The 25,550-nt window shown below is 55.0% G+C and carries 19 protein-coding genes; 11 read left to right on the top strand and 8 right to left on the bottom strand.

What is annotated here, in order from left to right; translation table 11 throughout:
- Positions 1-177: 177 nt before the first annotated feature.
- On the top strand, positions 178-1,812 hold the full coding sequence (locus FTW19_RS17485; protein WP_147648814.1) for a TIGR03435 family protein: 1,635 nt from the start codon (positions 178-180) through the stop codon (positions 1,810-1,812).
- A gap of 1,112 nt (positions 1,813-2,924) precedes the next feature.
- Here the strand turns inward: FTW19_RS17485 and FTW19_RS17475 are convergent.
- The 3 genes from FTW19_RS17475 to FTW19_RS17465 form a co-directional block, all read right to left on the bottom strand.
- The gene (locus tag FTW19_RS17475) at positions 2,925-4,010 is read right to left on the bottom strand and encodes an alpha/beta hydrolase (protein ID WP_147648813.1); all 1,086 of its coding nucleotides are present in this window, start codon (positions 4,008-4,010) and stop codon (positions 2,925-2,927) included.
- Between the two features lie 39 nt (positions 4,011-4,049).
- Positions 4,050-4,868, bottom strand: coding sequence for a (R)-mandelonitrile lyase (locus FTW19_RS26360; RefSeq protein WP_147648812.1), 819 nt, complete (start codon positions 4,866-4,868; stop codon positions 4,050-4,052).
- A gap of 238 nt (positions 4,869-5,106) precedes the next feature.
- Positions 5,107-6,099 carry an aldo/keto reductase gene (locus tag FTW19_RS17465; protein WP_147648811.1) on the bottom strand — a complete coding sequence of 331 codons (993 nt, stop codon included), beginning with the start codon at positions 6,097-6,099 and terminating at the stop codon, positions 5,107-5,109.
- A 402-nt stretch (positions 6,100-6,501) separates the two neighbouring features.
- Here FTW19_RS17465 and FTW19_RS17460 point away from each other — a divergent pair, with 402 nt between their 5' ends.
- The 4 genes from FTW19_RS17460 (at position 6,502) to FTW19_RS17445 (ending at position 12,486) form a co-directional block, all read left to right on the top strand.
- Positions 6,502-7,509: an AraC family transcriptional regulator gene (locus FTW19_RS17460; protein WP_147648810.1), complete on the top strand. Its 1,008-nt coding sequence runs from the start codon at positions 6,502-6,504 to the stop codon at positions 7,507-7,509.
- Positions 7,510-7,706: 197 nt separating this feature from the next.
- Positions 7,707-8,234 (top strand): (2Fe-2S)-binding protein, encoded by a 528-nt coding sequence (locus FTW19_RS17455; protein WP_147648809.1) that lies wholly within the window; start codon positions 7,707-7,709, stop codon positions 8,232-8,234.
- The gene (locus FTW19_RS17450) at positions 8,231-10,648 is read left to right on the top strand and encodes a xanthine dehydrogenase family protein molybdopterin-binding subunit (RefSeq protein WP_222705469.1); all 2,418 of its coding nucleotides are present in this window, start codon (positions 8,231-8,233) and stop codon (positions 10,646-10,648) included. Before FTW19_RS17455 ends, FTW19_RS17450 begins: the two co-directional genes overlap by 4 nt.
- 233 nt (positions 10,649-10,881) lie before the next feature.
- Entirely contained in the window at positions 10,882-12,486 is a 1,605-nt protein-coding gene (locus FTW19_RS17445; protein WP_187143032.1) for a PQQ-dependent sugar dehydrogenase, read from the top strand.
- 218 nt (positions 12,487-12,704) lie between these two features.
- Here the strand turns inward: FTW19_RS17445 and FTW19_RS17440 are convergent, their stop codons facing one another.
- On the bottom strand, positions 12,705-13,517 hold the full coding sequence (locus FTW19_RS17440) for an AraC family transcriptional regulator (protein WP_246153371.1): 813 nt from the start codon (positions 13,515-13,517) through the stop codon (positions 12,705-12,707).
- A 291-nt stretch (positions 13,518-13,808) separates the two neighbouring features.
- Between FTW19_RS17440 and FTW19_RS17435 the strand changes: the two genes are divergently transcribed.
- Entirely contained in the window at positions 13,809-14,645 is an 837-nt protein-coding gene (locus tag FTW19_RS17435) for an SDR family oxidoreductase (RefSeq protein ID WP_147648807.1), read from the top strand.
- 208 nt (positions 14,646-14,853) lie between these two features.
- On the opposite strand, the gene FTW19_RS17430 is transcribed toward FTW19_RS17435, so the two are convergent.
- Positions 14,854-15,621, bottom strand: coding sequence for a putative quinol monooxygenase (locus tag FTW19_RS17430; RefSeq protein ID WP_147648806.1), 768 nt, complete (start codon positions 15,619-15,621; stop codon positions 14,854-14,856).
- A 56-nt stretch (positions 15,622-15,677) separates the two neighbouring features.
- On the opposite strand from FTW19_RS17430, the gene FTW19_RS17425 reads away from it, so the two are divergent.
- The 4 genes from FTW19_RS17425 (at position 15,678) to FTW19_RS17410 (ending at position 20,161) form a co-directional block, all read left to right on the top strand.
- On the top strand, positions 15,678-16,331 hold the full coding sequence (locus tag FTW19_RS17425) for a TetR/AcrR family transcriptional regulator (protein ID WP_147648805.1): 654 nt from the start codon (positions 15,678-15,680) through the stop codon (positions 16,329-16,331).
- A gap of 675 nt (positions 16,332-17,006) precedes the next feature.
- Positions 17,007-18,197, top strand: a complete 1,191-nt coding sequence (locus tag FTW19_RS17420; protein ID WP_147648804.1) for a hypothetical protein — start codon at positions 17,007-17,009, stop codon at positions 18,195-18,197.
- A gap of 170 nt (positions 18,198-18,367) precedes the next feature.
- Positions 18,368-19,621, top strand: a complete 1,254-nt coding sequence (locus tag FTW19_RS17415; protein ID WP_147648803.1) for an amidohydrolase family protein — start codon at positions 18,368-18,370, stop codon at positions 19,619-19,621.
- Positions 19,622-19,780: 159 nt separating this feature from the next.
- Positions 19,781-20,161: a DoxX family protein gene (locus FTW19_RS17410; RefSeq protein WP_147648802.1), complete on the top strand. Its 381-nt coding sequence runs from the start codon at positions 19,781-19,783 to the stop codon at positions 20,159-20,161.
- A 78-nt stretch (positions 20,162-20,239) separates the two neighbouring features.
- Here FTW19_RS17410 and FTW19_RS17405 read toward each other — a convergent pair whose 3' ends face one another.
- Positions 20,240-20,764, bottom strand: a complete 525-nt coding sequence (locus FTW19_RS17405; RefSeq protein WP_246153370.1) for an alpha/beta hydrolase — start codon at positions 20,762-20,764, stop codon at positions 20,240-20,242.
- Between the two features lie 183 nt (positions 20,765-20,947).
- Here FTW19_RS17405 and FTW19_RS17400 point away from each other — a divergent pair, with 183 nt between their 5' ends.
- Positions 20,948-21,634, top strand: a complete 687-nt coding sequence (locus FTW19_RS17400) for an NAD(P)H-dependent oxidoreductase (RefSeq protein WP_187143031.1) — start codon at positions 20,948-20,950, stop codon at positions 21,632-21,634.
- 53 nt (positions 21,635-21,687) lie between these two features.
- Here FTW19_RS17400 and FTW19_RS17395 read toward each other — a convergent pair whose 3' ends face one another.
- Together FTW19_RS17395 and FTW19_RS17390 are read right to left on the bottom strand one after the other, a co-directional pair.
- A complete protein-coding gene (locus FTW19_RS17395; protein WP_187143030.1) occupies positions 21,688-24,033 on the bottom strand; it encodes a glycoside hydrolase family 31 protein in 2,346 nt (781 codons plus the stop codon).
- 444 nt (positions 24,034-24,477) lie between these two features.
- Positions 24,478-25,539 (bottom strand): alcohol dehydrogenase catalytic domain-containing protein, encoded by a 1,062-nt coding sequence (locus FTW19_RS17390; protein WP_147648799.1) that lies wholly within the window; start codon positions 25,537-25,539, stop codon positions 24,478-24,480.
- Positions 25,540-25,550: the final 11 nt, after the last annotated feature.

Raw genomic sequence — 25,550 nt, 5'->3', positions numbered from 1 at the left:
AGTGACATGTTCCCATTCAACCGGTTGCACGACAAGCGAGGTAACCGAATGGGAAAACCGACCTGGCATCAACGATTAATGTCGTACTCTACGATTTGTATCGTATAAAGGTCGTAGCATTATATAAGTAGTTCCTGAAATGGCTTCGCAGTACCTTTCGCAGAGAAGGAGAACGTCTTGAAGCGCTTACTTGCATACACTCTGTTATTTTGTCCGGTCTTGGTTGCGCAGACAAAGCTGGCTACCCCTGCTTCTGCAACCGCAACATCGCCGTCCAAGTTTGAGATTGCAGATGTACATTCCAGTTCAACGCAGCGCGGGTTTGGACAGAGCTTTGGTGGTCTGGTTAACAACGGCTTTTACATCAACCGGGACGCGACGATGTTGAACCTCATCGAACAGGCTTATGGCGTTGCAGAAGATACCATTGCCGGTGGCCCGGGTTGGGTGGGGGCGGACATGTTTGACGTGATCGCGAAAGTTCCCGCGGGCACGACCAAGGCGGACGCAGACCTGATGCTGCGGGGCTTACTGGCGGAGCGGTTTGGTCTGGTGGTTCGTAATGAGGATCGGCCGGTTCCGCGTTATGTGATGACGATTGGTAGTGGGTCGAAGCTGAAGCCCGCCGCAAATGAATCTGCAACGCCTGGCTGCAAGGCGCAGCCGCAACCGCCGAGCCCGACGCCTACAGATCTCGCTTCGCAGCCGAATATCAAGGTGACCTGCACCAATCTGACGGCAGCGGCAATCGCAGAGAATCTGCACATGATGGCTAGTGGATACCTTGATCACAATGTGATCGATGCGACCAAGCTGGAAGGCAGCTATGACTTCGATCTGGAATGGACGTCACGAGGCGCTCTCGATGCCAAGGGCCATGATGGCATTTCCATCTTTGACGCCGTGAGCAAGCAGCTGGGATTGAAGCTGACAAAACAGGACATCCCACAGCAGTCGTTGGCGATCATAAGCGTTAATCGCAAGCCGACATCGAATGCATCCGGCATTGCAACAGCGCTGGCATTGCCACCGGCACGGTTTGAAGTGGCAACCATCAAGCTGGCTAATCCAGATGCGAAACCCTTCAACGGCATTCTTTACCAGGGTGGGAGCACGATTCACGCAGGAGGCACCTTGAGCTTCCTGCTGGCGCTATCGCTACAGATCACACCCAATGTTGCTGCTGACACTATCATTGGTTTGCCCAAGTCGGCGACGACGCGGGTGTGGGATATTGTGGGCAAGATGCCGACAACTGGTGAAGGCGCTGTGAATACAGTAAATGGACAGCTGCGCCCGCCGCCGCTGTCTGTTGCGCTGGAGATGATGCGTGGCGTGCTGATGGACCAGTTTGAGATGAAGACCCATGTGGAGACACGTGAAGTACCGGTCTACCTGTTATCAGCGATTGGAAAATCGAAGCTGACGAAGGCGGATGAGTCGCAACGTGTTGGGTGCAGGCCGAATCCGAATGCGCCAAAGCCTCCTGGCGTGGTGATGATGGTGGAGTGCAAGAACACGTCGATGGGCGAGTTAGCGCAGTTGTTGCAACAGCAGGCAAATGCGTATCTCGATCATCCAGTTATAGATGACACCGGCCTGGAGGGTGGATGGGATTTTCTGGTTGGTTGGACGTCGAAGGCGCAGCTTGAGGCTCCGCTGCCACCCACTGCGAATGGAGAACCGTCCGTCGGGAATGGCATTTCGGTATTTGATGCGGTGGAGAAGGAGTTGGGATTGAAGTTGGTGAAGGGCAAGCGGACGATACCGGTGACGGTAGTGGATCACGTGGATGAGACACCCGTGCAATAGGAAGGCTTTGTAAAGAGAGACGCCGGCCATCGAGGCCGGCGTTCATTTTTTCCAGGGACAACAAGCGTACAAGGCGGCTCTATCACGCTCACGGACGTTCCCGACGTGGCGGCCATTTGCATGCCCCGATCTCCGGCCAACTTGCGCGCATAGGGGTCGCGGAAAACGGCGTCGGCGCGCTCGCTCTCCTGCGCGCGGTACACCGCTGCCCACAGGGCAGTATCCGAAATATTGCGAATTGGGTTTGCCAAGCTCCAACTCCGCACCATATGAACATGTTTCACGAAATGAGGGCAATCCACTCATCGAAAACTGGTCAGGCGCCTCTCTACGATTAGTCCTGACAAAGCGCTATGTTGACGCTAACAGCGGTCTGCGGCGGGCATCCTCGATCAAAGTACGAATCTCGATCAACGGTTCCTTTGGTTCTTGGCCCGTTCGATCCAGATCTCGCTGAGTCAGCCCACGCTTTTACTATGTCTACCCCTGGCCGGTTGTGGGGTGTTGATTCTTATAGTAAAGAATTTCTTCTAAATTATTGAAAATGCTTGTGTAGGGGAGTCCTGAGGCGAAGATCTCCGTTGGTTTCGTTTGGCCTGCAGAATTGATTACCTGCACCAATTTTCTTTCAGGGGTACGAATCGGGGTACGGTGGTGGAAATCTCTCCTATCGCTTTTGTTTTCAATAGAAGTGAATCCCTGGGAGGCAACCAATGACGCACGTCGTCGCACCTTCCCGCACTACTTAGAACTTCAAAACATCAATAAAACAAGGTTTACATCGATTTGTAGCGCGGTGGACGGGATATTTGGGCTCGAGTAAGAACGGTGAACTTTGCACGAGTCGACGCCAACCGGCGTGTGCGGGCACAATTTCGTGCCGAGATGTTCAACGTGGCAAACCAGGCCAACTTTGCCAATGCGAATATGACCGTCACCGCTTCGAACTTCGGTCCCATAACCTCTACAAATGTGAACTACCAGCCACGTCTGGTCCAATTTGCACTTCGCCGATCATGCCATGGCGTTTCTTTTACAGACAGCGTGACGCTCAGTAAGGACGGCTCGGGAAGCTATGGCTTGGTATGCCGCCACTACGTACGGCAAAAAAATCAGTCGAGTGCGTTCTCCTTGAGAAATTTCGACATCAAGTCCGCCACTTGTTGATTGTTGAGATCAGAGAATGGGAAGTGTGTATTCCCATGAATTCCAACTTCGGGTAGATGGATTACCGTGACGTGACCACCATAGTGGTTCACGGTGTCTCTCCATTTTCTTGCCATCTCCAGCCGAACTCGCCAGCCGTCCTGCCCTGGGTTGTCAATGGGCTTTTCTGGGATGAAATCGCCATAGTAGATGATGATCGGAATCTTGGTGAGCTTTAGGAATTCTGACTTGGGAATTCCGATCGCCTCAAGGGTTCCACCAGCACTTGGAAGAGGGGGAGGAACCTCACCTTCCGGGAATAGGAAACCGCTGCCGGGTTCATAGGCAACGATACCTTTGATGTTCGCTGTCTTCAGCGTTGTCGCCCATCCCAGACCACCGCCCTGTGAGTGAGTCACGAAAATGGCCGGCCCAATCTTGTCGAATAGGGCCGCGCACGCGTCAGAGATAACCTTAGGATCGTACGCCCCCACATTCGGTGTCATCTGACGGAAGTATTGGTTGAGAGCATCCGGATCTTTGGAGAACTGCACACCGGGAAAATAGTCAGGCCATATACCGACCCGGAAGGTATCGAACCACATCTGCTCATCCGGTGTTGCGTTGATCGTCGCAGAGACCGTGCCGCGTCCAGCATCGCCACGTCGCGGTTGGTCGATCAGATAGACGGGAAAGCGACGGCGAAGGAAGATCGTCTGAAAACCTTCTCTGCCGTCCGGAGTGGTCTCCCATGTCTTCGAAAATTGTCCGGTCCCGTGAAGGAAAACAAGCGGGAGTTTACGTCGGTTGACAGGAATCTCGTAGGAAACATAGGCGTGGTCACCATGTAGCGTTTGTCCATCAGGCGTCGGCTGCTTCGGATTGAAAGTCCCTGGATTGGTAATGACCTTGCCACCGACAGCAAAGCTGCCTTGCTCCTGAATCATGAGGGGCGCATTCTTACCGTTCGACGTCTGCGCGTTTGCGGAGAGCGCCAGGCCTGTAGATACAGCGACGACTGCTACTGTGCGGTTGAACCTGCTACGAAACATGTGTGGTGATTCTCCATCGTTTGAGTCTGAAGCTGTTCGCTACTTCTGGGCAAAGACTTCCTTCGCAACCGACAGCGCGGAAACGGCATTCGGCCATCCAGCATAGAAAGCAAGGTGGGTAATTGTTTCAACCACCTCGTCCTGTGTAACCCCGTTTTCTCGTGCCCGTACGAGATGCGAGCGGAGCTGGTCGGGCCGGTTCATGGCGATCAACGCCGATACTGTGATAAGGCTCCGATCTCGCTTCGATAGCTCTGGACGCTCCCAGACATCTCCGTACAGCACGTCGTCGGTAATCTGAGCCAGCTTGGGTGCAAAGTCTCCGATTGCAGCCTGGGAGGGCCTGGGCTTGGAAGTCACACTTTTCGCGTCCTCCGGCGGGGCGTTGTACTGTGAATCGTTCACCTTCTCCATCCAGTCCACAGACCTGCCATCGAGCTGTTCCACAATGGCGATGTGTGCCATTGCTCCCGAAGGCCCAGCGCCGTGCCAATGCTTCTGACCGGGTGGGATCCAGACAACGTCTCCCTGGCGAATCTCTTCGACTGGATCGCCCCATCGCTGAACGCGTCCGGTGCCGGAGGTCACGATCAAAACCTGGCCGAGCGGGTGAGTGTGCCATGCGGTGCGTGCATTCGGATCGAAGTTGACAAGCGAAGCTGATGCGCGTGCAGGACTTTTCGCCTCAAAGAGACGATCTACGCGCACCGTGCCGGTGAAATGTTCGTCTCCAGCCTGGCGAGAGGGTTGTGAATCGCGACGCCAGATAACTATGGAATCTTTAGTCGCGGAGCTTTGAGCGTATATCGTTGGTGCGACCATCAGAAGCGAGATACAAAGCGCCATTTGAATCTGCATCGTATTCCTCCCCTGGTTTTTATGAACTGCGGCAAGGCTAGTGAGTGAAGATCTCCATTGGCCGCTGATTCTGTCACGTCAGGACGAGCTTTGAGAAGATCTGGAGCAGATCTTGCAAAACGATCAGTGTTGAGCTCGAGTATCCGGGCGAGATCCTAAATTTCACGCCCTGGTGAGCCCTTCCAGCCTTAAGATCTTTGGCGACCGCTTCAACTTGCATAGAGCAACTATCGATGGATTAGCGCCCCGTCATCTTGAGTGCAGCTTCCGGTAAGCGTGCGCCTTCCAATAAAAGCTTCGAGGTGGCGCCGTCGATCTGCTTGAGGTCTTCGGCTGAGAGTTCTACGTTGACTGCCCCAAGGTTCTCCTCCAAGCGATGAAGCTTGGTGGTACCTGGAATCGGTACGATCCAGGGTCGCTGTGCGAGCAGCCACGCGAGCGCAATTTGTGCAGGCGTGACACCCTTGCGATCTGCCGCAGCCTTGACTGCATGGACTAGAACCATGTTTGCCTTACGCGCCTCAGGCGAAAAGCGAGGCACATAGTTCCGAAAGTCGCTGGGATCGAACTTGGTGTTCTCGTCGATCTGGCCGGTAAGGAAGCCGGCCCCGAGCGGACTGAATGGGACGAAGCCGATGCCAAGTTCCTCAAGAGTTGGCAAAAGCTCTTCCTCAGGTCCACGCCAGAATAGCGAATACTCGCTTTGTACTGCTGTCACGGGCTGAACCGCATGCGCACGGCGGATCGTCTGAACGCCGGCTTCTGACAATCCGAAGTACTTGACCTTCCCTTCAGCAATAAGTCCTTTAACGGCGCCTGCAACATCTTCAATCGGTACGTCAGGATCTACGCGATGCTGATAGAAGAGATCGATGTGGTTCGTTCGCAGTCGCTTCAAGCACGCATCGGCCACTGCCTTAATATGCTCAGGACGGCTATTGGTTCCAGAACCACGCTTACCGGTTTCAAGATCGATATCAAAACCAAATTTCGTCGCGATAATGACTTTATCGCGGATGGGTTGAAGCGCCTCGCCCACCAGGTCTTCGTTTGCGAATGGACCATAAGCTTCTGCGGTGTCGAACAGTGTGACGCCGCGTTCGTATGCCGTACGAATTAGCTGGATCATCTCAACCTTGTCGGCTGCCGGGCCGTAGGCTGAGGTCATGCTCATGCAACCGAGTCCGAGTGGCGAGACTTCCAGTTCTTTACCTAATTTGCGCTTTTGCATAATTGCTCCTGATTCCTTTCATTCGATTCGAAGCTGAAGGCAACAGCGAGGGTGGAGAGGCATTCCATCATAGCTATTGCTGCCATTGCCCCTGCAGTGCGAATGAAGACACGCCGCTTGGGGGCCCTTGTTCCGTCTCTGCGCAAGGTCTTCAGAGTCCTTAATGAAGTTCCTTCCCATTTGTACTGTTGTGACCCGACGCCGGATCTTGAGCAAGGTCCAGTTTCCGTGGATTCCAAGGTAGGCTGAAGCAAGGGGCGCTGCCCAGCAAAACCCGCCAATATCGTTTCAGATCACGCCAATTCACCAGCGGCCAGTTTGGCGCAGCCTGCTGGATCTATGGCGTAGACTGCAGGGTGGCGCTGGCAAAAGGTCGGTAGGCTCTATAAGAGGGAACTATCCATGCTGAAGCATTTCCGGATTCCCGGACGGCTCGCTCTCAAGCTGACAGAGCTGGGGGTTTCCGTTCCAGATGTCCTCCGTCGTGCCGGCCTTCCTCGCGATTTGTTCGATCAGGTACGCATTCTCGTTTCTACGGGCGAGCTCTTTGCGCTCTGGCGTGCGATCGAAAGTGTGAGTGCCGATCCGTTGATCGGTTTCAAACTTGGCGTCGAAACCAAGACCGAACGCTTTCATCCAATGGCGATAGCGGCGTTGTCCACGCAGAACTATGTGGCTGCTGTCGAGCATATGGCTCGGTATAAGAAGCTGACGGCACCCGAAGAAATCACCCACACACTGGAGGGCGAGGAGTTTCGCGTCGGCTTTCGCTGGCTGCTTTCGGTTGATGACGAGCCTCAGGTGCTAACGGACTATTGTTTTTCCTGGATGGTGACGATCGCGCGTCACGGAACTGGAACCCGGCTAAACCCTATACGCGCCGAGTATGTTCATGGGCGTGCCAACCTTCGGGCCGCTGAGCGAAGTCTCGGCTGCCCGGTCTTGGGAGGAGCTGCTCGTAACCTGATCGTATTCCGCGCCTCCGATGCCACTGCGCCGTTTGTGACACGGAATGCCGAACTACTCGACCTCTTAGCGCCTCAGTTTGAGGAGCAGTTGCGGCAGTACAAAGAAGAGGACTCCTTTATTGAGCTCGTACGCAGCGCTATTCAAGACCGATTGACAGGGCAACGACCATCCGTTGATTCCATCTCTCATGTGCTGCATATGAGCTCACGAACATTGCAACGCAAATTGCAGGACTCGGGTTCGAGTTTCCAACGTGTTCTAGATGAAGCGCGTCATCAGATGGCCCGGTACTACCTCAGCAACTCCGCCCTTGAATTGAATGAAGCTGCATACTTACTCGGTTTCGAAGACCCGAACTCTTTCGGACGTGCATTTCGCAACTGGGAAGGGATGGCTCCTCGCGATTGGAGAGAGACGCATCGGTCGTGGAAAGCGAATTGAAGACGCGCTATTTTCGTGCCTTCCGCATCTCACTGATATCGATACAACATGACGCTGCTGATCGCGCCAACATTCAGGCTGATCGCGCCAATATTGAATCAGGCAGGTTCGCTTCTTGCGAGAATGCGCTAACCTCGTATCGCAAATCCTCGACGTATTTAGCAGTGCACTTAGTGTGGCCCATGAAGGGGTGACGAATGCTCACAATCTCAGTCAATGGACAGAAAAGACAGGTCAGTTCGCCTGAGGGAACGCCGCTGCTCTATGTCCTTCGCAACGAACTTGGCGTCGACAGCCCGCAGTTCGGCTGCGGTATGGCGCAGTGCGGAGCCTGCTCCATCCTCCTTGACGGGAAAGAGGTCCGCTCCTGCATCACTCCCGCGATGATGGCCGCCGGCAAAGAGATCACCACCATCGAAGGGCTCTCCGCCCGCTGGGCACAGCAAAAGCACCTCTCACCCGCACAAGCTGCAAAGACGCTCCACCCGGTGCAGGAAGCCTGGATCGAACAGCAGACGCCTCTTTGCGGCATCTGCCAGAGCGGCATGATGATCAAGGCGACTGAGCTCTTGGAAAGCAATCCCAATCCGTCTGTGGAGCAGATCAAGGACGCCTTTACCAATTCCGCTCCTTCACCCCGCCTTTGCCGTTGCGGTAGTTACATTGCCATTATTGATGCGGTCCGCTTCGCGTCAACGCTGATGGCCAAAGGAGGCGCGCAGTGATTGAAGTTATCGAAGCTCTCTCTGAAGTCACGCCGGCTCAGCCCATTGCGGAAACCACCACAAGCATCTACGGCGCTCAACTCACTCGCCGCGGTTTCCTTAAAACCGGCGGGTCCCTCGCTGTCGGCTTTAGCCTTATCCGCTCCGGTATCGCCCGCGCAGAGGCCGTTGACAACACCACCATCCGCGCTTTCGATGCAGCGCTTGTCGAAACCTGGATCGAGATTCATCCCGATAACACCGTGTCGTTCCGCACCGGTAAGAGTGATTTCGGCCAGGGCACCGTCTACACGGCTTACCGCCAGATCGTCGCCGAGGAACTCGACGTCCCATTCGAATCCATTACCACCGTCTTTACGGCTGACACCGATACCACACCCGAAGGCGGAGGCACCTTCGATCTTCTCGGTCGCGGTACCCCTAACATCAAGAAGGCCGCAGCCTACGCGCGCCAGGCCCTGATGCAGCTTGCCTCCGAAAAGCTTGGCGTCCCTAAAGAGCAGCTCACTGTCGAAAGCGGTGTTGTATCTGTCACTGCAGAGAGCGGCGTCGTTCCCAATGCAGGGAAAAGCATCAAGTACGGAGAACTCGTCAAAGGGCAGAACCTTAAGCTCACCATTCCGGTTGTTGGTGAACTCACCAGTATCTTCGGGCTTAATGTCACCGGCAATCCGCCGATGAAGCCCGTCAGCAGCTATAAGGTTGTCGGCAAGTCCTTCAAGAATTCCATCATCCCCACCAAGGTCACCGGCAAAGAGCTCTGGGTCACCAACGTTAGGCTTCCAGGCATGCTTCATGCCCGTGTCGTCCATCCCTCGACTCTGGGTTCTACCCTTGTCTCCGCAGGTGTCGTTGACAAGAAGAAGTACCCAAACGCCCAGGTCGTCGTGAAGGGCAATCTTGTTGCAGTAGTTTCGCCCGACGAGTGGGAGGCAATTCAGGCCGCATCGCAAGTCGCGGAACAAACCAAGTGGTCCGAGTGGAAGTCTCTGCCGACGCCGGCAAAGCTCTACGATCATCTCCGCAACGAGTCTGACTGGAAGTCGGCTCCGGTCGCCAAGGGGAGAAAGAATACCGGCGACGCCGCAGCCGTACTTCAGTCTTCTACCAAGACCCTCACTGCTACCTACGCAATGCCGTTTCTCAAGCACGCTCCCATCGGACCTACGATGGCGCTTGCGGACTATCGGCCAGACGGAACCGTCACTGTTCATGGGCATACTCAGAATGCACAGGCCCTCCGCGGACAGATTGCGATGATGCTTGGCACGACTGTCGATAAAGTTGTCATCAAGACCTACCCCGGTGCAGGCCACTACGGCCGCTCCAACGGTGGCAACGCAGGCGCGGAAGACGAGGCCGTTATTCTCTCAAAGGAACTTGGAAAACCTGTCCGAGTGCAGTGGATGCGTAACGATGACATGCAGTGGTCCACGCAATCGCCCGCTGCCTACGCCGATGTCAAGATAGGTCTCGATGCGAACAATCGCATCTCGTCCTATCAGATTGAGCACTACATGCCGGCCGGGCAAGATGATCGGCTCATCGGCGCCGTCCTCGCTGGTCTGCCCACAATGCCCGCTCCCAGTGAAAAGGGCGGAATTCTCAACAACACGGCAAACGGTCCATCCGATCCCTGGATGTATGATCAGGTCCCAAACCTTGCCGAACTCTGCTATGGAACCTACCAGGTTGGCCAGAAAGCTTCTCCACTCGCCATAGGTCTTCGCGACCACACGATGCGTACCCCTGGCCAGTTTCAACAGAACTTCCCTCGCGAAGTCGCCATCAATGATGCTGCCGCCCTCGCCGGAGCTGATCCCATCCAGTTCCGCCTCGATCACGCCAAAGATCAGCGTATGATGAACACCCTCCGCCGCTTGCGTGAAGAGCACGGCTGGGAATCACGCCCTTCGCCAAGTCCGGCAGCTGCATCCACTGGCTCCGCGCCCATCCGCGGACAAGGCATCTCCGTCATGCTTCGTTCCAACACCTATTGGGCCTGCGCGTGCCAGATCGCCGTTACTCCTGACACTGGCGCCATTAAGGTCGAAAGAATGACCATCGTTTCGGATCCTGGAATTGTCATCAATCCAGAACAACTCAAGCGCCAGGTTGAAGGCGGAGCGGTCATGGGCGTAAGTATCGCCTTGCATGAAGAAGTTGCCTTCAACGAAAGCGGAATCACGTCAGAAAACTGGTACTCGTATCCCATCCTCACGATGAACGAGATTCCAGATGTCAAAGTTGTGCTCATTCACAATCCAGAAGCCGGTATCTATGGACAGGGCTCAGAAGCGCCTAACGCTCTCGCATCGCCAGCGATCGCGGCCGCCATCTTCGACGCAACCGGAAAACACGCGCGCAAACTCCCATTTCGTCCCGAGTACGTGAAGCAGATGATGAAGGCCTAGCCGAAGAATCTTTCTGGGCTGAAATTGGCGGAATCGGGAGTATGTATGTCGTGCCTTGCATGGCGCTGAAGTCCTCCTCTCGCTAAGCTTTGAAGCGAGTACAGACGCCTAAACACTTCCGTGTTCGAGTCCGTCTTCTGCTGAGGCGGAAGGCGTCTGGAATTTCAGTTTCCGCAGTGCTTCGCCACACCGGACTTCAGAGCGACCTCTTCGAGCAAACAATGGGAGAAATCATGAACAAAGCAGCTTCGACGATCAAAGCGGTTTGCGGCTTAGCACTGGCGCTCACACTTGTCGCCGCAATGCCAGCCCAAAGCGCGCCGAAGCCCATTGCGGCTCGATTGACAGACTATGTCGAGATGCCACTGACGGGTAATTTCAGCGTTCGGGACACGCGCTCTCAGCCGGCCCGGATCAATTTTCTCGTCGAGGAACCGAATCATGGCAGGCTTTTTGTCAGCGATTCCAGCGGTCCACTTTATATCCTCGATAAGAAGACCCATCAGCCAACCGTTTATCTCAACTTCGACGGCTCAGGAAGCGGAAAGGGCCTCTTTCCTACCTTTCTTGCCGATGGGAGCTATGCGAGCGGTCTGCTCGGATTCACCTTCGATCCGGACTATGAGCGCAATGGTATCTTCTACACCATTCATCTGGAGGACGCGGCTTCCACGGCGTCATCCCTTCCAAAGGCTGGCGTCATTCCGGGTCTCGATGTGTCGAAGTACGTTCCGACCAAGTCGGTCGTCACCCCTGCTGGCAGCTATTCCATAACGCGCGAAGCCGTTCTCATCGAATGGACTGATAAGAACATCGGAGACACGAAGTTTGAGGGCACTGCCCGAGAGGTGATGCGGGTTCAGTTGTTGAACGGAATTCACCCTATGGACGATCTAACCTTCAATCCAACGGCGCGACGCGGCGATCCTGATTGGCGGGTACTCTACGTTTCGACAGGGGACGGCGGCACGGGGGAGACGGACGACGTCCGGCGTTTGAATCCGCAGCGACTCGATCACTTCGGCGGCAAGATCATCCGGATCATACCTGACCTGAAGGAGCATGTCTCCAGCAGCGAAGTGAGCGAGAACAGGCAATATCGCATCCCAAACGACAATCCGTTCTTCTCAACACCTGGCGCCCGCAAAGAGATCTGGGCCTACGGTATGCGCAATCCACATCGAATGGCCTGGGACATCGAGTCGCCCCATCAGGCCAACCTTCTGGCTTTTGTGATCGGGGCTAACGGTGGCAATCCGGTACGTTATGAAACCGTCGATGTCATTCGGCGGGGTGCCAATTACGGCTATCCGCTGCGAGAAGGACCAGAATTTCGGCCGGAACACAAGATATACGGATCCCTCGCGGCAGATAAGAGCCTGCCGCTCCGTATCACCGATACGGTGGTGTTGAGCGAACGCGTACCAATGCAAGACTCGGCTCTGGCATATAAGACCACGGTTGAAGGAAACGCTATCGCCGGCGGCTTTGTGTATCGGGGTACGAAGTGGCCGGCGCTGCAAGGCTCGCTGGTCTTCGGCGATATCACCAGCGGTCGCATCTTCTATGCGAAGGTGGCCGATTTGATAACCGCCACCGATGGAGACCCGACCACGCTTGCACCTTACACCGAGATTAAGACTGACTTGCCGCAGGTTGCGCTCGATCGAGCGCGCGTTCGTGTACCGCAGCCTTCGGCAGCACCTGCTCCAGGGGCGGCAGCCCCACCGCCGAGACCGCTTCGAATCGACCTTCGTCTCGCAACGGATAGCGACGGAGAAATTTACGTAATGACTAAAAGTGACGGCGTGATAAGACGGATTGAAAGCCTCGAATAGCCAATCCCGGCACCAATATCTTTGCTACGTGCGGCACAACAACTCTCTGCGCTGATGACCCTTGTTCGCTGAGCAAGCCCAGGAAGAATGGTATAGAGGGGAACAGGAAAAATCTCTCCCAATGCAGCTTTTCGAGTATGACGAAAGAAGGGGACGACATAGCTACCGTCCCCTTTTCCATCGCCCGCTAGCTGGCGCGCCTCCACACGGTCGGTGATCTATGGCGCTGCGTTCCCAATGAATCGCAGTGCCTCTATATCTCGCATGGGCGGCTTTCCGAAGAAACGCTTATATTCGCGATTGAACTGGCTTGCGCTCTGGTAGCCTACCTCGAACGCTGCACTTGCGGCATCCAATTCACCGGCAAGCATCCGCTTCCGTGCGGCATAGAGACGAAGCTGCTTCTGAAACTGAAGAGGGCTCATCGCGGTAACGGATCGAAAATGGTGGTGCAGCGCAGATCGACTCATGCCTGCAATCGTTGCCAGGTGCTCCACTCGCAGAGGCTTTTCGTAGTGTCCACGCAACCACGCAACCGCCTTCGCCGTCCGATGGCTCTGATCGCCCAGGGTTGCGATTGCCTTGAGGAGCCCTCCCTGTCTTCCTTGGAGTATGCGATAGACAATTTCGCGCTGAAGTAACTTCCCGAAGAATGGAATGTCTTGCGGAGTGTTCAGGAGATCCACCATACGGGAACACGCGCCGACGATTTCAATCGTGGTCTCTCCGAGAGCCATTCCACGAGTTCCTTGAGAGGCGTCGGGGATGTGTACTTCTTCCATATTCAAGATGTCCCGAACCGTAGATAAATCCAATTTCAGGAAGAACGCAAGGTATGGCACTCGTTCGGTAGCCACAGTCACCTGGCTCACGACCGGAAGCTCGACTGTCGTGAGGAGGAGGCGCGATCCCCCGAACACATAGTTTGTCCTGCCGAGATCGACTCGTTTCTTCCCCTGTGCGACGACAAGGAGGCTTGGCTCGTAACTGCAGGGATTGGGAGCGGTTGGTGCAGTGGATCGATACAGCATGAGCCCTGGCACCTCCGTTGCGAGTTCACCTAGACTACCGACTGAATTGGCAATCCTACTCCCAAGTTCGATCAAAGCCTGGCCGAGTCTAGACGTATTTGCCGCGTCAATAATGCGTCCTTTTGCCATCATCCAGGCCTCCGCGCCTCCTCTCAAGCATAATCCGCGGCTCACCTGACAGAAACGAAAAGTCCTGTGCTGAGGACGAATAGGCAACAATTTGGAAGGATCGGGCTACCGCCGAGTCATCGAATCTGTCTAGTCTCGAAATAGAAGTTGGAGGAGAGCAGCATGAGCAAAGTCTGGTTTGTCACTGGTGCCAATAGCGGTATTGGACTCGGAGTCTCAAAGGCCGCACTGAAGGCAGGTGATCGCGTCATCGCAACTGCCAGAAACATGGAGAAGTTACGCTCCGCGTACCCCGATGCCGGACAGAAAGATCTAGCTCTCATCGAGCTGGACGTCACTGACGAGGCGCAGGCGCACGCTGCCGTTGCGGCGGCATGCGAGCGGTTCGGCCGTATAGATGTGCTGGTCAACAATGCAGGCTACAGTGTTCTCGGCAACTTCGAGGAGCTCACCACTGCCGACATCGAACGTCAGTTGGCAACGAACTTCTACGGCGTGGCCCACGTCATGCGTGCCGCTCTTCCGGTGATGCGTCGACAACGTTCCGGACACATCATCAACATCAGCTCTGTGGCCGGTGTCGTTGGATTCAAACACTGCTCCGCATACGGTGCGAGCAAGTTCGCAGTCGAGGGTCTGTCAATGGCTGTTGCGAATGAAGTCGAACAGTTCGGCATCAAGATCACGATTGTCGAACCGGGTTTCTTCCGCACCAGCTTAATCGATAAGGGCAGTGTTCAATACGCCGATAGTTCTATCAACGATTACGCGCACGAGGGCTCCGCGGAAGACATGTGGTCGCCGTACAACGGGGCGCAGCCAGGAAATCCGACGAAGCTGGGAGAAGCATTGGTGCAGATCGCCGCAATGGACAACCCTCCGAAGCTGTTCGTTGCCGGAAGCGACGCACTCCAGGCGATCACCCCCGCGGTCGAGGAGCGCCTGAGGGCGATGATGGACAATACAGGACTGTCCAACTCAACTGACGGAATCTCCTGAAATTCAAAAACCAGTGGAGCTGTACGTATTGTGTTACCGAGGTAGCGTCCCGGATTTCTCCTGATCGCGTCCGCAACTGCATTGTTGCTCTTGCGCGTGATGTCCAGACCTTCTTGGAGACTCACTTGCTCAGGGCCAAAGGAACAACTCAGAACAGCCATACCGAAGAAAGTTACAGGTGCTTGAGGACGCTCTCCCTATCCATATCTCAGCGTAGTCCAGACCGGGAGGTGGGTGACAGGCGGCTCATTTCCATTGGTCTCCAAAGAAGCATGTCCAATTCAGGCGCAATGATGTCTCGCCAGGTACCGCTCTGCGCCAAGCGGCCAGTGTAAATCGAGTAGTCACCAACGCTCGAAAAGCGAGTCAGCCAAATGAAGACATTCTCTCCTTCTCTCACTGGGAGACGTGGCCAGGTATTTGGCGTATGAGCTGAGACCATAACTCCGACAATTTCTGCGCCCGCCTCCAGGAGCTCTGGCCTTACCTTCTGTTCAAAGAAATCGCCAAACGCTTTTTCACCTGACGGCTTGAGATAGCAGATGCTGCACACAAACAGACTGCAGGGAACTGCGCTGTCTCCCGGTGCTGGGCGTCGCCCCTTCGACGTGGGTAAAGCAGTATCGATTGCCCATGGTTTCAAAAGGAGTACGTTGTCGGAATTGCGCATCGTGGTATTCGCCTGAGCGCCATGTTTCGACCAAACGGGACCGCCGTAAAATGCCTGGAGTGCTGCCGCACGGGCCTCCATGTTCGCGAACTCTCTCAGCCAGACAAACGTGTCCGGATGGTCGATGTCTCGGAATTGACCGACGACGTGTATGCCCACTTCTTCCTGGGTTTCGACGAACTCGCGGTCGAACAGAGAAATTAGATCTTCACGTTTCTCCGGATACAGGCGATAGCATCGAAGTTCTGTGATGATCCCCGCCTGAGCGCCGGCATTTCCTGAAGTGTCATTGGTTGGAACCATCATGTAGCTCCTGTTGTAAACAGGATATTTGTCCTGTATTGTCAGAGTCAGGAAACAGGATGAATGTCCTGTTTGTCAAGCTTGGAGTCGATTTGTGCGGAGGTTTTGCGATGAATTCAGTCAAAAGGAGTCGAACGAACAATCCCGAAGTTCTCAAGCAGCGCGTAGTTGACGCAGCCTTTCAAGCATTTACGACAAAGGGCTTCAACGCGACCGGCATACAGGACCTCATCCGCGCAGTCGGAGTGAGTGGTGGCGCGTACTCTCATCATTTTCCCTCGAAGAAGGATCTCGCCCTGGCGGTTATCGCCACCGCCATTAAAGACGCGGTCGACAAGTCATGGGTTAATCCGGTCATGGCTGCGGATTCTACAAAACAAGGTGTCACAGTGGTTTTCCGCAAGATCATCGAATCACTCGACCGAGCCGGGACCATCTCTGGCTGCCCGCTTAACAACCTTGTCCTTGAACTTTCTACTCAAGACTCAGACTTGCGGGCCGCATTGAATACCGTGTTTTCACATTGGCACAGGGAACTCGCAAAGAAGATTCAGCACGATCAGACACGTGGCATGCTGAAGCACCTGAGGGCAGATGAAGCGGCGACATTCATTATCGCGACGTACTCCGGTGCCATGGCTATGGCAAAGGCAAGCCGCTCTACCTCTCCGCTTCGGATCTGTTCAAAGCAACTTACGAGCTATTTGTCATAGGGCCAATCAAAGGACATCCGGCAACATTACAGTTCCGGCGAAAGGACATTGCACATGGTTACATTGGCTCCTGGTCAAACTCGAAGTAAAGCCCAGGAACGTTAGAGCATTTTTCCTGCAGGTGTAGTGCGGGAAAAATGCTCTGGTTTTCCGAACGATAAAGAAGAGGGACGATCAGCCCTTCACAAGGCGGCATTATTCGACCATACAGGCAACGGTCGAGGTACAAACGGCCTCAGATCCCCCCTGTGTCACGTTTTGCTCGTCTCTTCGGTCTTCTGTTCAGGGAGTGGATCGGTCAACTCTTATCTTTGGTATCCGGAGAAACTAAATTTGAATCGGGTTATCGCGGCGTGTGCCGCTGGTTTGTTCATATCGACTGCGCTGGCACGCGGGGAAAATAACCCACAGGCGAACGCTCTCCTGAGTCGCGCTCTGGCTGCTCAAGGCGGTGAAGGGAGACTCCGAGCGATCCGCTCTGTAGTGTGGAAGATGGAGGGCTATCGGCAAGAAGTCGAGCAATCAGAGCGCCCCGAAGGTCCTTACGTTCAGGAATTCGACACAACCGACGAAGTTCATGACTACGGACATTCCCGGCTTCGCGTCTCGATAAAGGCAGATGTCCCCCCTGCATTCAAGTTCTCTGAAACGACAGTTGCAGATTTGTCTGCGTCGATGCGAGTGATTGGTGGCCGCGAACGTGCGGGAAATGCGGAGCAGGTCAAAGCGCTGCAAGAACGGCTGGCCCTGAGCCCGGAACGATTGTTGGTCACTGCAGTCGATTCGGGAAGTGCCCGTCTCGAACCAGATACAAGCCTGCGCACCGTACCTCAACGAGTGATCTCTTTCGATCTGGATGGATCGCCTGTTCGGATCTTCCTGAATGCCTACTCGTTGCTTCCAACTCGCGTGGATTATTCCGGGCCGATGGCAAGGCAGGGCTTCTGGGCTTTTACGGGTGACGTTACATCCAGTACGTGGTACGGCATCTGGTGGCTCGCCAAGGATGGCGTTCATCTACCGATGGCATGGACCTCTGAGAGCAATGGACTTCCTGACAGAGTCCTGGTTGCACGGTCCGTAACCATCAATGGACAGCTAGACAACAAGACCTTTGAGATTCCGGATAGCGTGAGAAAGAAGATCGCGGACAATCCCGAGGGCGCAACCTTAGAAAACTACCCCCTGGGTACTGGACAAGAGCCTGAACGCGAGATCGCACCCGGCATTTGGTTCATCGCCGGCAACTGGAATGTCACTCTTGTTCGGCAGGACGATGGGGTGGTCATCCTAGAAGCACCGATTTCATCGGGATACTCGGCAAAGGCAATTGCCGAAGCACAGAAGCTTTTCCCGGGTATTCCAGTCAAGGCAGTCATTACAACATCTGACTCTTGGCCGCATTTGGCTGGAATTCGAGAGTACGTGGCGCGTGGAATTCCTATCTATGCCTTGGATCTTGACGGTCCCATCCTGGAGCGAACCATTACCGCACCCCACACTCACGAGCCAGATCTCCTTCAGAAATCACCGCGCAAGGCGGTCTTCCATTTTGTGCATGAGCATGAACGACTGGCCTCGGAGCACAATCCGATCGAACTCATGCCGTTGCGCGGGCCGACGACGGAGCGGCAGATGATGGCGTACTTCCCGGAATCAAGGCTCCTTTATGGTAGCGATGCGTTTCAAATCAATCCTGACGGCAGCTATAACCTTCCTCAGACTGTCGACGAAGTGTTGCAGGCTGCCGATCGCGAACACTTAGAGGTATCGCGATACTTCATGATGCATGTATCGCCGTCGCCATGGTCAGACCTCCGCGCAGTCGTGGAAGTTGCGGCAGGGAAGGACTCTCCAAACGAATGATCTGTTTAAGATATCTTGATCGATCGGGCTGGCGGAACGCCCTCCTTACACTGGGCGTGTACATCTGCCTTTCTCCTCGCCTTGCCTCACAGACAAACGACCACTGGCTTGCGATTCGCGGTGGCACTCTCATCGATGTGAGTCACTTCGGAACATCTCAACGAGACATCTTGGATGCGACGGTCCTGATACGCGATGGCAAGATCGAGGCCGTCGGCCCAAGCACGGGACTTTCCATACCGAAGGGATATCGCGTTATAGACGCGAGGGGATTGTTCCTTGCACCCGGTCTAATCGACGGGTTTGGTGCCTTGCGCACACAAGGCTATGCCGACGCTTACCTGTCCGAAGGCATTACAACAGTTTTTGTAATGAAGTCTCCAGCCGGAGAGGACGGTGAGCAATCGGTAGCTGCGATACATCCGAGTCCTGACATCCTGCGCGGTGGCATGGTGGGTGGCTATCGAGCAGACGGAACGACCTCTCACGAGCATCCTTGGACAGCAGAGAGACTGCATGGAAAGCGGCTAAGCAGGGAGGAACTGGAGCAACGGGTCGATGAACTCGCAAGGGACGGATACCGAGGGGTCCTGATTGGTATGGATGTCTGGCCCGATCAATTGGATGTGCTTCTCGAAGCGGCTAAGCGGGACCACTTGAGCACCTTTGGTGAGATGGCCTTCACCTCTTATCCGTATGCTCTACGGGCCGGGATCGGAGCCTTCTTGCGGAACGACCGCTATCAAACCGCAATTGACCTTGCGCAGGATTTCCTCGCTTACAGTGAGGATCCGGAAGGCCCTGGTGGGGCTCCGGGCTATCGCGGGGTGTGCGCCAGCGATATACGAGAAGAGAGAGTTTCAGCATTTGGAGCCCAACTGAAAGGCTCGACGACCGCCCTCATGCCGATGCTTTCGATCGAAGCCAATGCGGACGATCTTGATGTGCCCAATCCCTGGATGGATCGTGCCGCGCGCTTTATAACGTCGACCGATCTCGATGATCCTGTAGACGCAAAGACAGCGATACACCCCTATCTTGCGCGGCATACCCCAGAGAAACAGCAATCTCTGCGCACATGTGCGTTACACCGGGAGGAGTTGGATGGCGAATTCCACCGCGCGGGAGCGCATTTCCTTGCGGGGAGTGCGACGCCGGCATTTGGGAACCTCCCCGGAGCCGGATTGCACCTCGAACTTTCCCTTCTTGAGCGAATTGGCCTCACACCCCGCGAGGCGCTTGCAGCGGCGACTAGCAATTTCGCGGATATTCTCGGTTGGATGGATCGTGGTGAACTTGCGCAAGGGCGCCGAGCCGACGTCCTATTGCTCACAGGTGATCCACGAAAGGATGTTACCGCGCTGCGTGAGATCAGGTCGGTGATATTGCAGGGAGAGATCATCGACCGTTTCATGCATCCCTAGCACAGATCGTGGGGATGTCACGCTTGATTGTGACGCTATCTCCCATCGCTACTTGAGGACATGTTGCTGTCACGAATCCCACGCTTCGCCGGTCTTTGGTATAGGCGAGTGCAATTCAGAAGAAACGCGAGAATTGTGACCGCTTTGTGAGGACTCGCGATGGCAGGTCGTGCAATTGTCTATTGGGTGACGACGGGCTTGGTCACCTTAGTGCTGGGTGTGTCTGGCGGGCTGGCGATCATACATCTTCCGCCAATGATGAAGGCGTTGGCTCATCTTGGATATCCGCCGTATTTCTCAAACATACTTGGAATCGGAAAGCTCCTTGGACTTGGCATCTTTCTGGCTCCCGGACTACCGAGGCTAAAGGAGTGGGTTTATGCGGGTTTCACTATCACGGTCCTGAGCGCTTGCTATTCGCACTATTGCTCAGGTGATGGGCTTCTCGCGCTTGAGCCACTCGCTACGTTTGCGGCCCTGATGCTGTCGTACATAACCAGACCGCTCAGTCGCAGATTCGTTGCAACGAATGCTTCATAAACTTTCAGAGAAAACCAAGCCATAAGAAAAAGAGCCTCCGTCGAGGAGGCTCTTTTCTTAGGCCTGCATTCTGGCTTCCTACCGGAATAGCCGCGGCGCAAAATCATAGAATGACCGGCGCCAGGTCAGCCACTCATGTGCTGTCCCGGGAGACTCGTAATAAACATTCTCCACGCCGATCTTCTTGAGTTCTTCGCTGAACTGCTTAACGCGCGGCCCTTCCACTGAACCAGTCGAGAGGTAGAGCAACTTGATCTTTTTGTTGAACTCCGTGGGTTTCTCAAATGCCCCGCTGCAGCTCGTCTTCGGATCAAAATTTCCTCCACCGCCGCAATTGCCGCTGAAGCCGGCCAGGTACGAGAACTTGTCCAGATGAGTAAGCCCGGTGTTGAAGGTCTGGAAGCCGCCCATGGAGAGCCCTGCCATTGCGCGGTTCTCACGTCCTGGAGCAACGCGATAGTTCTTCTCCACCATGGGGACCAGGTCCGCGAACATCATCTCACTGAAGGTACTACTCATGCGGGGCATGCCACGAGGCGCTGGGGGAGCTCCCGACGGAGGAGGAGGTACCGGCACGGCCACCAACCATCTGGGAATCTGCACTATCCCCTCCTAATTGCGCTCCTCAACGCCTGAGGAACAGTTCAACGCCGCGTTCTATCGAACGCACGGCTCATTAGAAAGACCGGTGACGTTTCTCTTTCGTGACAGGAGGATCATCGGGCGGGGAATCGAGATTTGTTTTTAGGGGAAGACTTGAACATGTGGCTAGAAATGGCCACTCGAGTGCGGAAGAATCTTGGGGGCGCATCGGAATTACATAAATTAGAATGCTCGCAAGCTATGGGGCAGGAAAATAGTTCAACTCATCGTGCAACCGCATTCATAGTAGTTGCTCATCCAGACAAGAATAGCTTCAATCACGCCATCGCCCAATCTGTGGTTGGTCGTCTACATCGCCTGGGCGTATCCACCGCCTTGCGTGATCTTTACGCCGAAGAGTTCGAACCAAGGATTACAGCGAGTGAAATGCGCGGGCAAGCGACTACGGATCCATTGGTGATTGAGCACATAGAGCTCTTGAGAGCTTCGGACATTCTCGTCGTTATTCATCCAAACTGCTGGGGATCTCCTCCCGCGATGATGAAAGGATGGATTGATCGAGTATTCGCGCTGAATGCGGCGTATGCCTTCGAGAAGGGATCCGATGCAGGCGATGTCCCCAAAGGACTTCTTGGCCTCAAGGAGGCATTCATCTTCAACACCAGCAATACGCCCATAGTGCGCGAACACGCGAACTTCGGAGACCCTCTGGAACTGATTTGGAAAAACTGTCTCTTGCACTACTGCGGTGTCCGCAATGTGGTTCGGTACGTATTTCGAGTCATTGCGACCAGCACCGTAGAAGAACGCACCCACTGGCTCTCGGAAGCAGGCGACCTCGTGGAACAGCGGCTGGTAGGTTGGCAGTAACTTACACTATGAGTCAAGCTCCGGAACCTCCGAAACGGGTTGCGCCTTTTGCCTCAATGAGCGGCGATCTTTACGGACTTGCCACTGTAGTGAACTATGGAGTCATATTTCTCCGTAAGATCTACTCCGGCACCATGGTTATCCGAGACCCACACGATATGAAAGGTGCGGTCGTTTACTATGCCGGGGAAGCTTCCCGTGCGGTCACCGATCTCAAGGGTCTGCGTGGATTCGCGCCACGTAATTGGAATAGTGGCGAACTGCCCTTTCTCGTAGTTATACGAGTCACCTTGATCCTCATAAAGCGTGAACTTGCCATTCGCGCCACGGTAAATGCGCAGCTCAATCGGGTCGGCAGGCTTCTCATCGGAATACTGTAGGAATGGGCCCATGGGTAGGATTGCTCCCGGTCGAACGAACAAGGGCAGCGTCTCCACCGGAGCTGATGCGTGGACATTCCGACCGGCCTCAGCCTTCTCCCCGGTCCAAAAGTTGTACCAGGGCGCTCCCGTGGCCGGTAGGTATACGTCCTGTTCTGTCGCTCCGGCGTTCGTCACCGGTGTCACCATGATCTCGGGCCCAAAGAGATACTGATTGCCGATGTTCAATGTTTTCGGATCTTTGGGGAAATTCATGACGAGCGGCTGCAGGAAGGTGCTTCCTTCCGATGTGACTTGCCAAGCCACGGAATAGGTATAGGGAAGCAGCCGGTAACGCAGATTAAGATACGTCCGCATGATCGCCTGCGTTTTGTCGTCGAAGCGCCACAATTCCTTGCCAGGTTTCAGCCCATACGAGCCATGCACGCGAAACATAGGACAGAAGGAGCTGAATTGGAACCACCGCGCAAACAATTCCTCATATGCTGGATTCGAGGGATCGCCGTCGCCCGCCTCCTTATTGCCAAAGAAGCCACCCGTATCGGTATTCCAATATGGAATACCTGACAAGGAGAAGTTCAGACCTGCCGGAATTTGGTTGCGAAGCACCTGCCACGTCGCCTGTATGTCGCCGGACCAGGTGATTGCGCTATTGCGCTGTTGCCCTGCATACGCGGAACGCGTCAGGATCACGACCCGTTTCTGGTCCGTCGCGACGCGTTGTCCCTGGTAGATGCCCCCAGAGTGCATCAGCGGATAGAGGTTGTATACCGTGTATCCCGGGCCCGCAGGTGTCTTATACGTGCGGAAGCCCATGTTGTTGATCTCCGGCTCGGGCGCGTCCAGCCACCAACCATCCACACCCTTTGCAAAGAGGTTTGTGCGGATCTGCTTCCAGTAAATCTCGCGGCCGGCCAGACTGAATGGGTCGTACCATTGCCCCTGGCCAGGAGGGAAGACGTAATGGGTTATTTCCGGAAACATGCCACCTGCAGCATTCAACTCCTCGCTGTTCTTGCTGCCCACATCAAACTTGGCCCATACAGAGATGAGCGCGTGAAAGTGCTGGTCATGTAATTTCTGGAACATGGCCGCAGGATCGGGGTAGCGTTTCGGATCGAAAAGGTGTGATCCCCACGTATTGTTTCCTTCAGGCCAATACTGCCAATCCTGAATGATGCCGTCCGCGGGAATTTTCAGACTACGGATCTTCTCGGCGACACCCAGCAGTTCCTCTTGGGAGGCATAGCGCTCCTTCGATTGGCAGAAGCCGAACTGCCACCGCGGCATCATAGGCGCCTGACCTGTCAGCGTGCGGTAGGCCGCCATGGCGGTTGCGATGTTTCCGTCTCCAAAGCAGAAGTAGTAATCGATGGCCTTGCCGTACTCTGAGGACCAGCGCAAAAAGCGGCCAGAGGATGCTGCTTCCTTCGGAGCTTCCGTCGAAATCGTGGTCACCGCGGGGTTATCCCACAGAAGCACGTAACCTTTGCTGGAAGTCATCACGGGAATGGCGACGTTCGTGTTCGCCTGCGCCAGTTTCACACTGGATCCAACGTTCGTGTTGTAGTTCCATGCACCCTGTTGGTGCTGACCCAGGCCATAAATGCCTTCGTCCGCAGCCACGTCAAAACTCTGCGTTGCCGACGTGACGAACACGCCCGCTACCGTTGCCCGAGCGATCTCGCGGCTATGCGCCGCTTCCTTCAGTAGGATATGACCCGCCGGGTCCCAGAAACTCACCGCGCCGGTCTGCTTATCGATTTGTACCTTGACTTTTGTTGATGCGAGAGTGAACGCATCCTTGCTCTCCTGCCGTTTTAGAGAGACAGTCGATGGCTTGGCAACGACGGAAAAGCTTGCCAGCTCCGGCAGTTTTATTCCAGGCGCATACGTAACCCGAACGATCTCTGGAGACCAGAACTGGATGCGAAGAGTGCCGCCGTCTAAGTCCATCTGAGCTCCGCTCTGCTGCTTCTGGTAAGAGCTCGCTGCGGCAAAGGCCGGGGCCGAAGCCATGACAGCGATCTCCAGGAAAATTGCGGCAGAGAGGAGCTTTTGTGTTCGAGTCCTCGTCAAGTGGTCCTCCATCGATTGATTCACGTTGGGCAACGGGCGAGCCTGCAGATGTTGAGCTACCTTTGCGAACGCTCTACCCGTAGATGCCTTATTGAGGTCATTACAGCAGCAGGTAAACGTTTTCCGCAATGCCCGATTTCTTCCCGATGGCCACCGGTGGAATTCAAAACGTTTCGAATGCCGTGATGATCATTCGGGAAGCGAATAAATTTTGGTGAGAAAGACTTCTGGTTGACTTTTTCAAAGCAAATCTATTAAGTTGTGGTCACAAAATTAATGCGCGTCATCCGGTATCAGAGCAGGCTGCCCTCATCCACGATGGATGTAGTGAGGGTAGACAACGTTATCTCTCTATAGCCTTGGGATATTCCCACGCTAATCCGGTTAGAAGCCAGAGACGACGACCACGCCCGTCGTGCCAAAATCGCCCATCGCTTCAAGGACAGCATTGACGCCCCCAAGATCTACCTGCTTCGAGACCAATTGGCCCGGTCTCAATATCCTAGCCTCGCACATGGAGAGCATGGTTCCGAACTGTTGACCTTGCATGCCAAAACTTCCAAAGAGGCGCAATTCGTTGAGAAGAATGACGTCAATTGGAAGCGGAACGTAGCCTTCCTCTTTCCGGGTCGTGTGACCGAGTTGGATGTGCCGGCCTAATTTGCGAAGGGACAGGACTGAGTTGCGGCAGGTCTCGGCGATTCCTAGGGCATCGAGGGATACGTGCGCACCGCCTTGCGTTATAGTTCGCACTGCCTCGATCGGACTTTCTTTCCTACTATTGATGGTGAATTCCGCGCCGGCAGTGCGCGCTGCTGATAATGCCCGCTCTGAGACGTCCACCGCGATAACACGGGCCCCAACGGCTGCGGCGATCTGCACAGAAGAAAGTCCCATTCCACCGCCAGCTCCATGAACGACGACCCATTCGCCTCCACGCACTTCAGCCTGGTCGACTATGCCGCGAAACGCCGCCATATACCTGCAAGCCATGCTGGCGGATTCCACAAAGGAAAGCGACTCGGGAAGACGTACCAGGTTCACGTCTGCGTATCGGACCATGACATATTCCGCGAAAGCTCCCCAATATGACACACCGGGGACGAGCTTTGCACCTGAATTACAGACGTGTTGGTTTCCACTGCGGCACCACTCGCAGCTACCTTCACCAGGATTCATCGGGAAGATGACACGATCTCCTTGACGCCAGCTTTTCACGTCACGGCCCACTTCTTCCACAGTGCCACTGAACTCGTGTCCCAGAACAAAAGGCGGCTGTATGGCCAGACCTCGCCATGTCCAGTCATTCGTCCACAGATGCCAGTCCGTCCTGCAGATACCATTCGCCCCTACGCGGATGATCGCCCCATCGGGTGGGCACTCCGGATCAGGCACGTTCTGGATTACAAGCGGACGGTTAAGTTCTTCGATGACTGCAGCACGCATATGCCTCCATT

It is taken from the genome of Terriglobus albidus, assembly GCF_008000815.1.
Lineage (GTDB): Bacteria > Acidobacteriota > Terriglobia > Terriglobales > Acidobacteriaceae > Terriglobus > Terriglobus albidus_A.
Note: the sequence above shows the minus strand (reverse complement) of the source record. Positions and strands in the feature narration are given on the sequence as shown.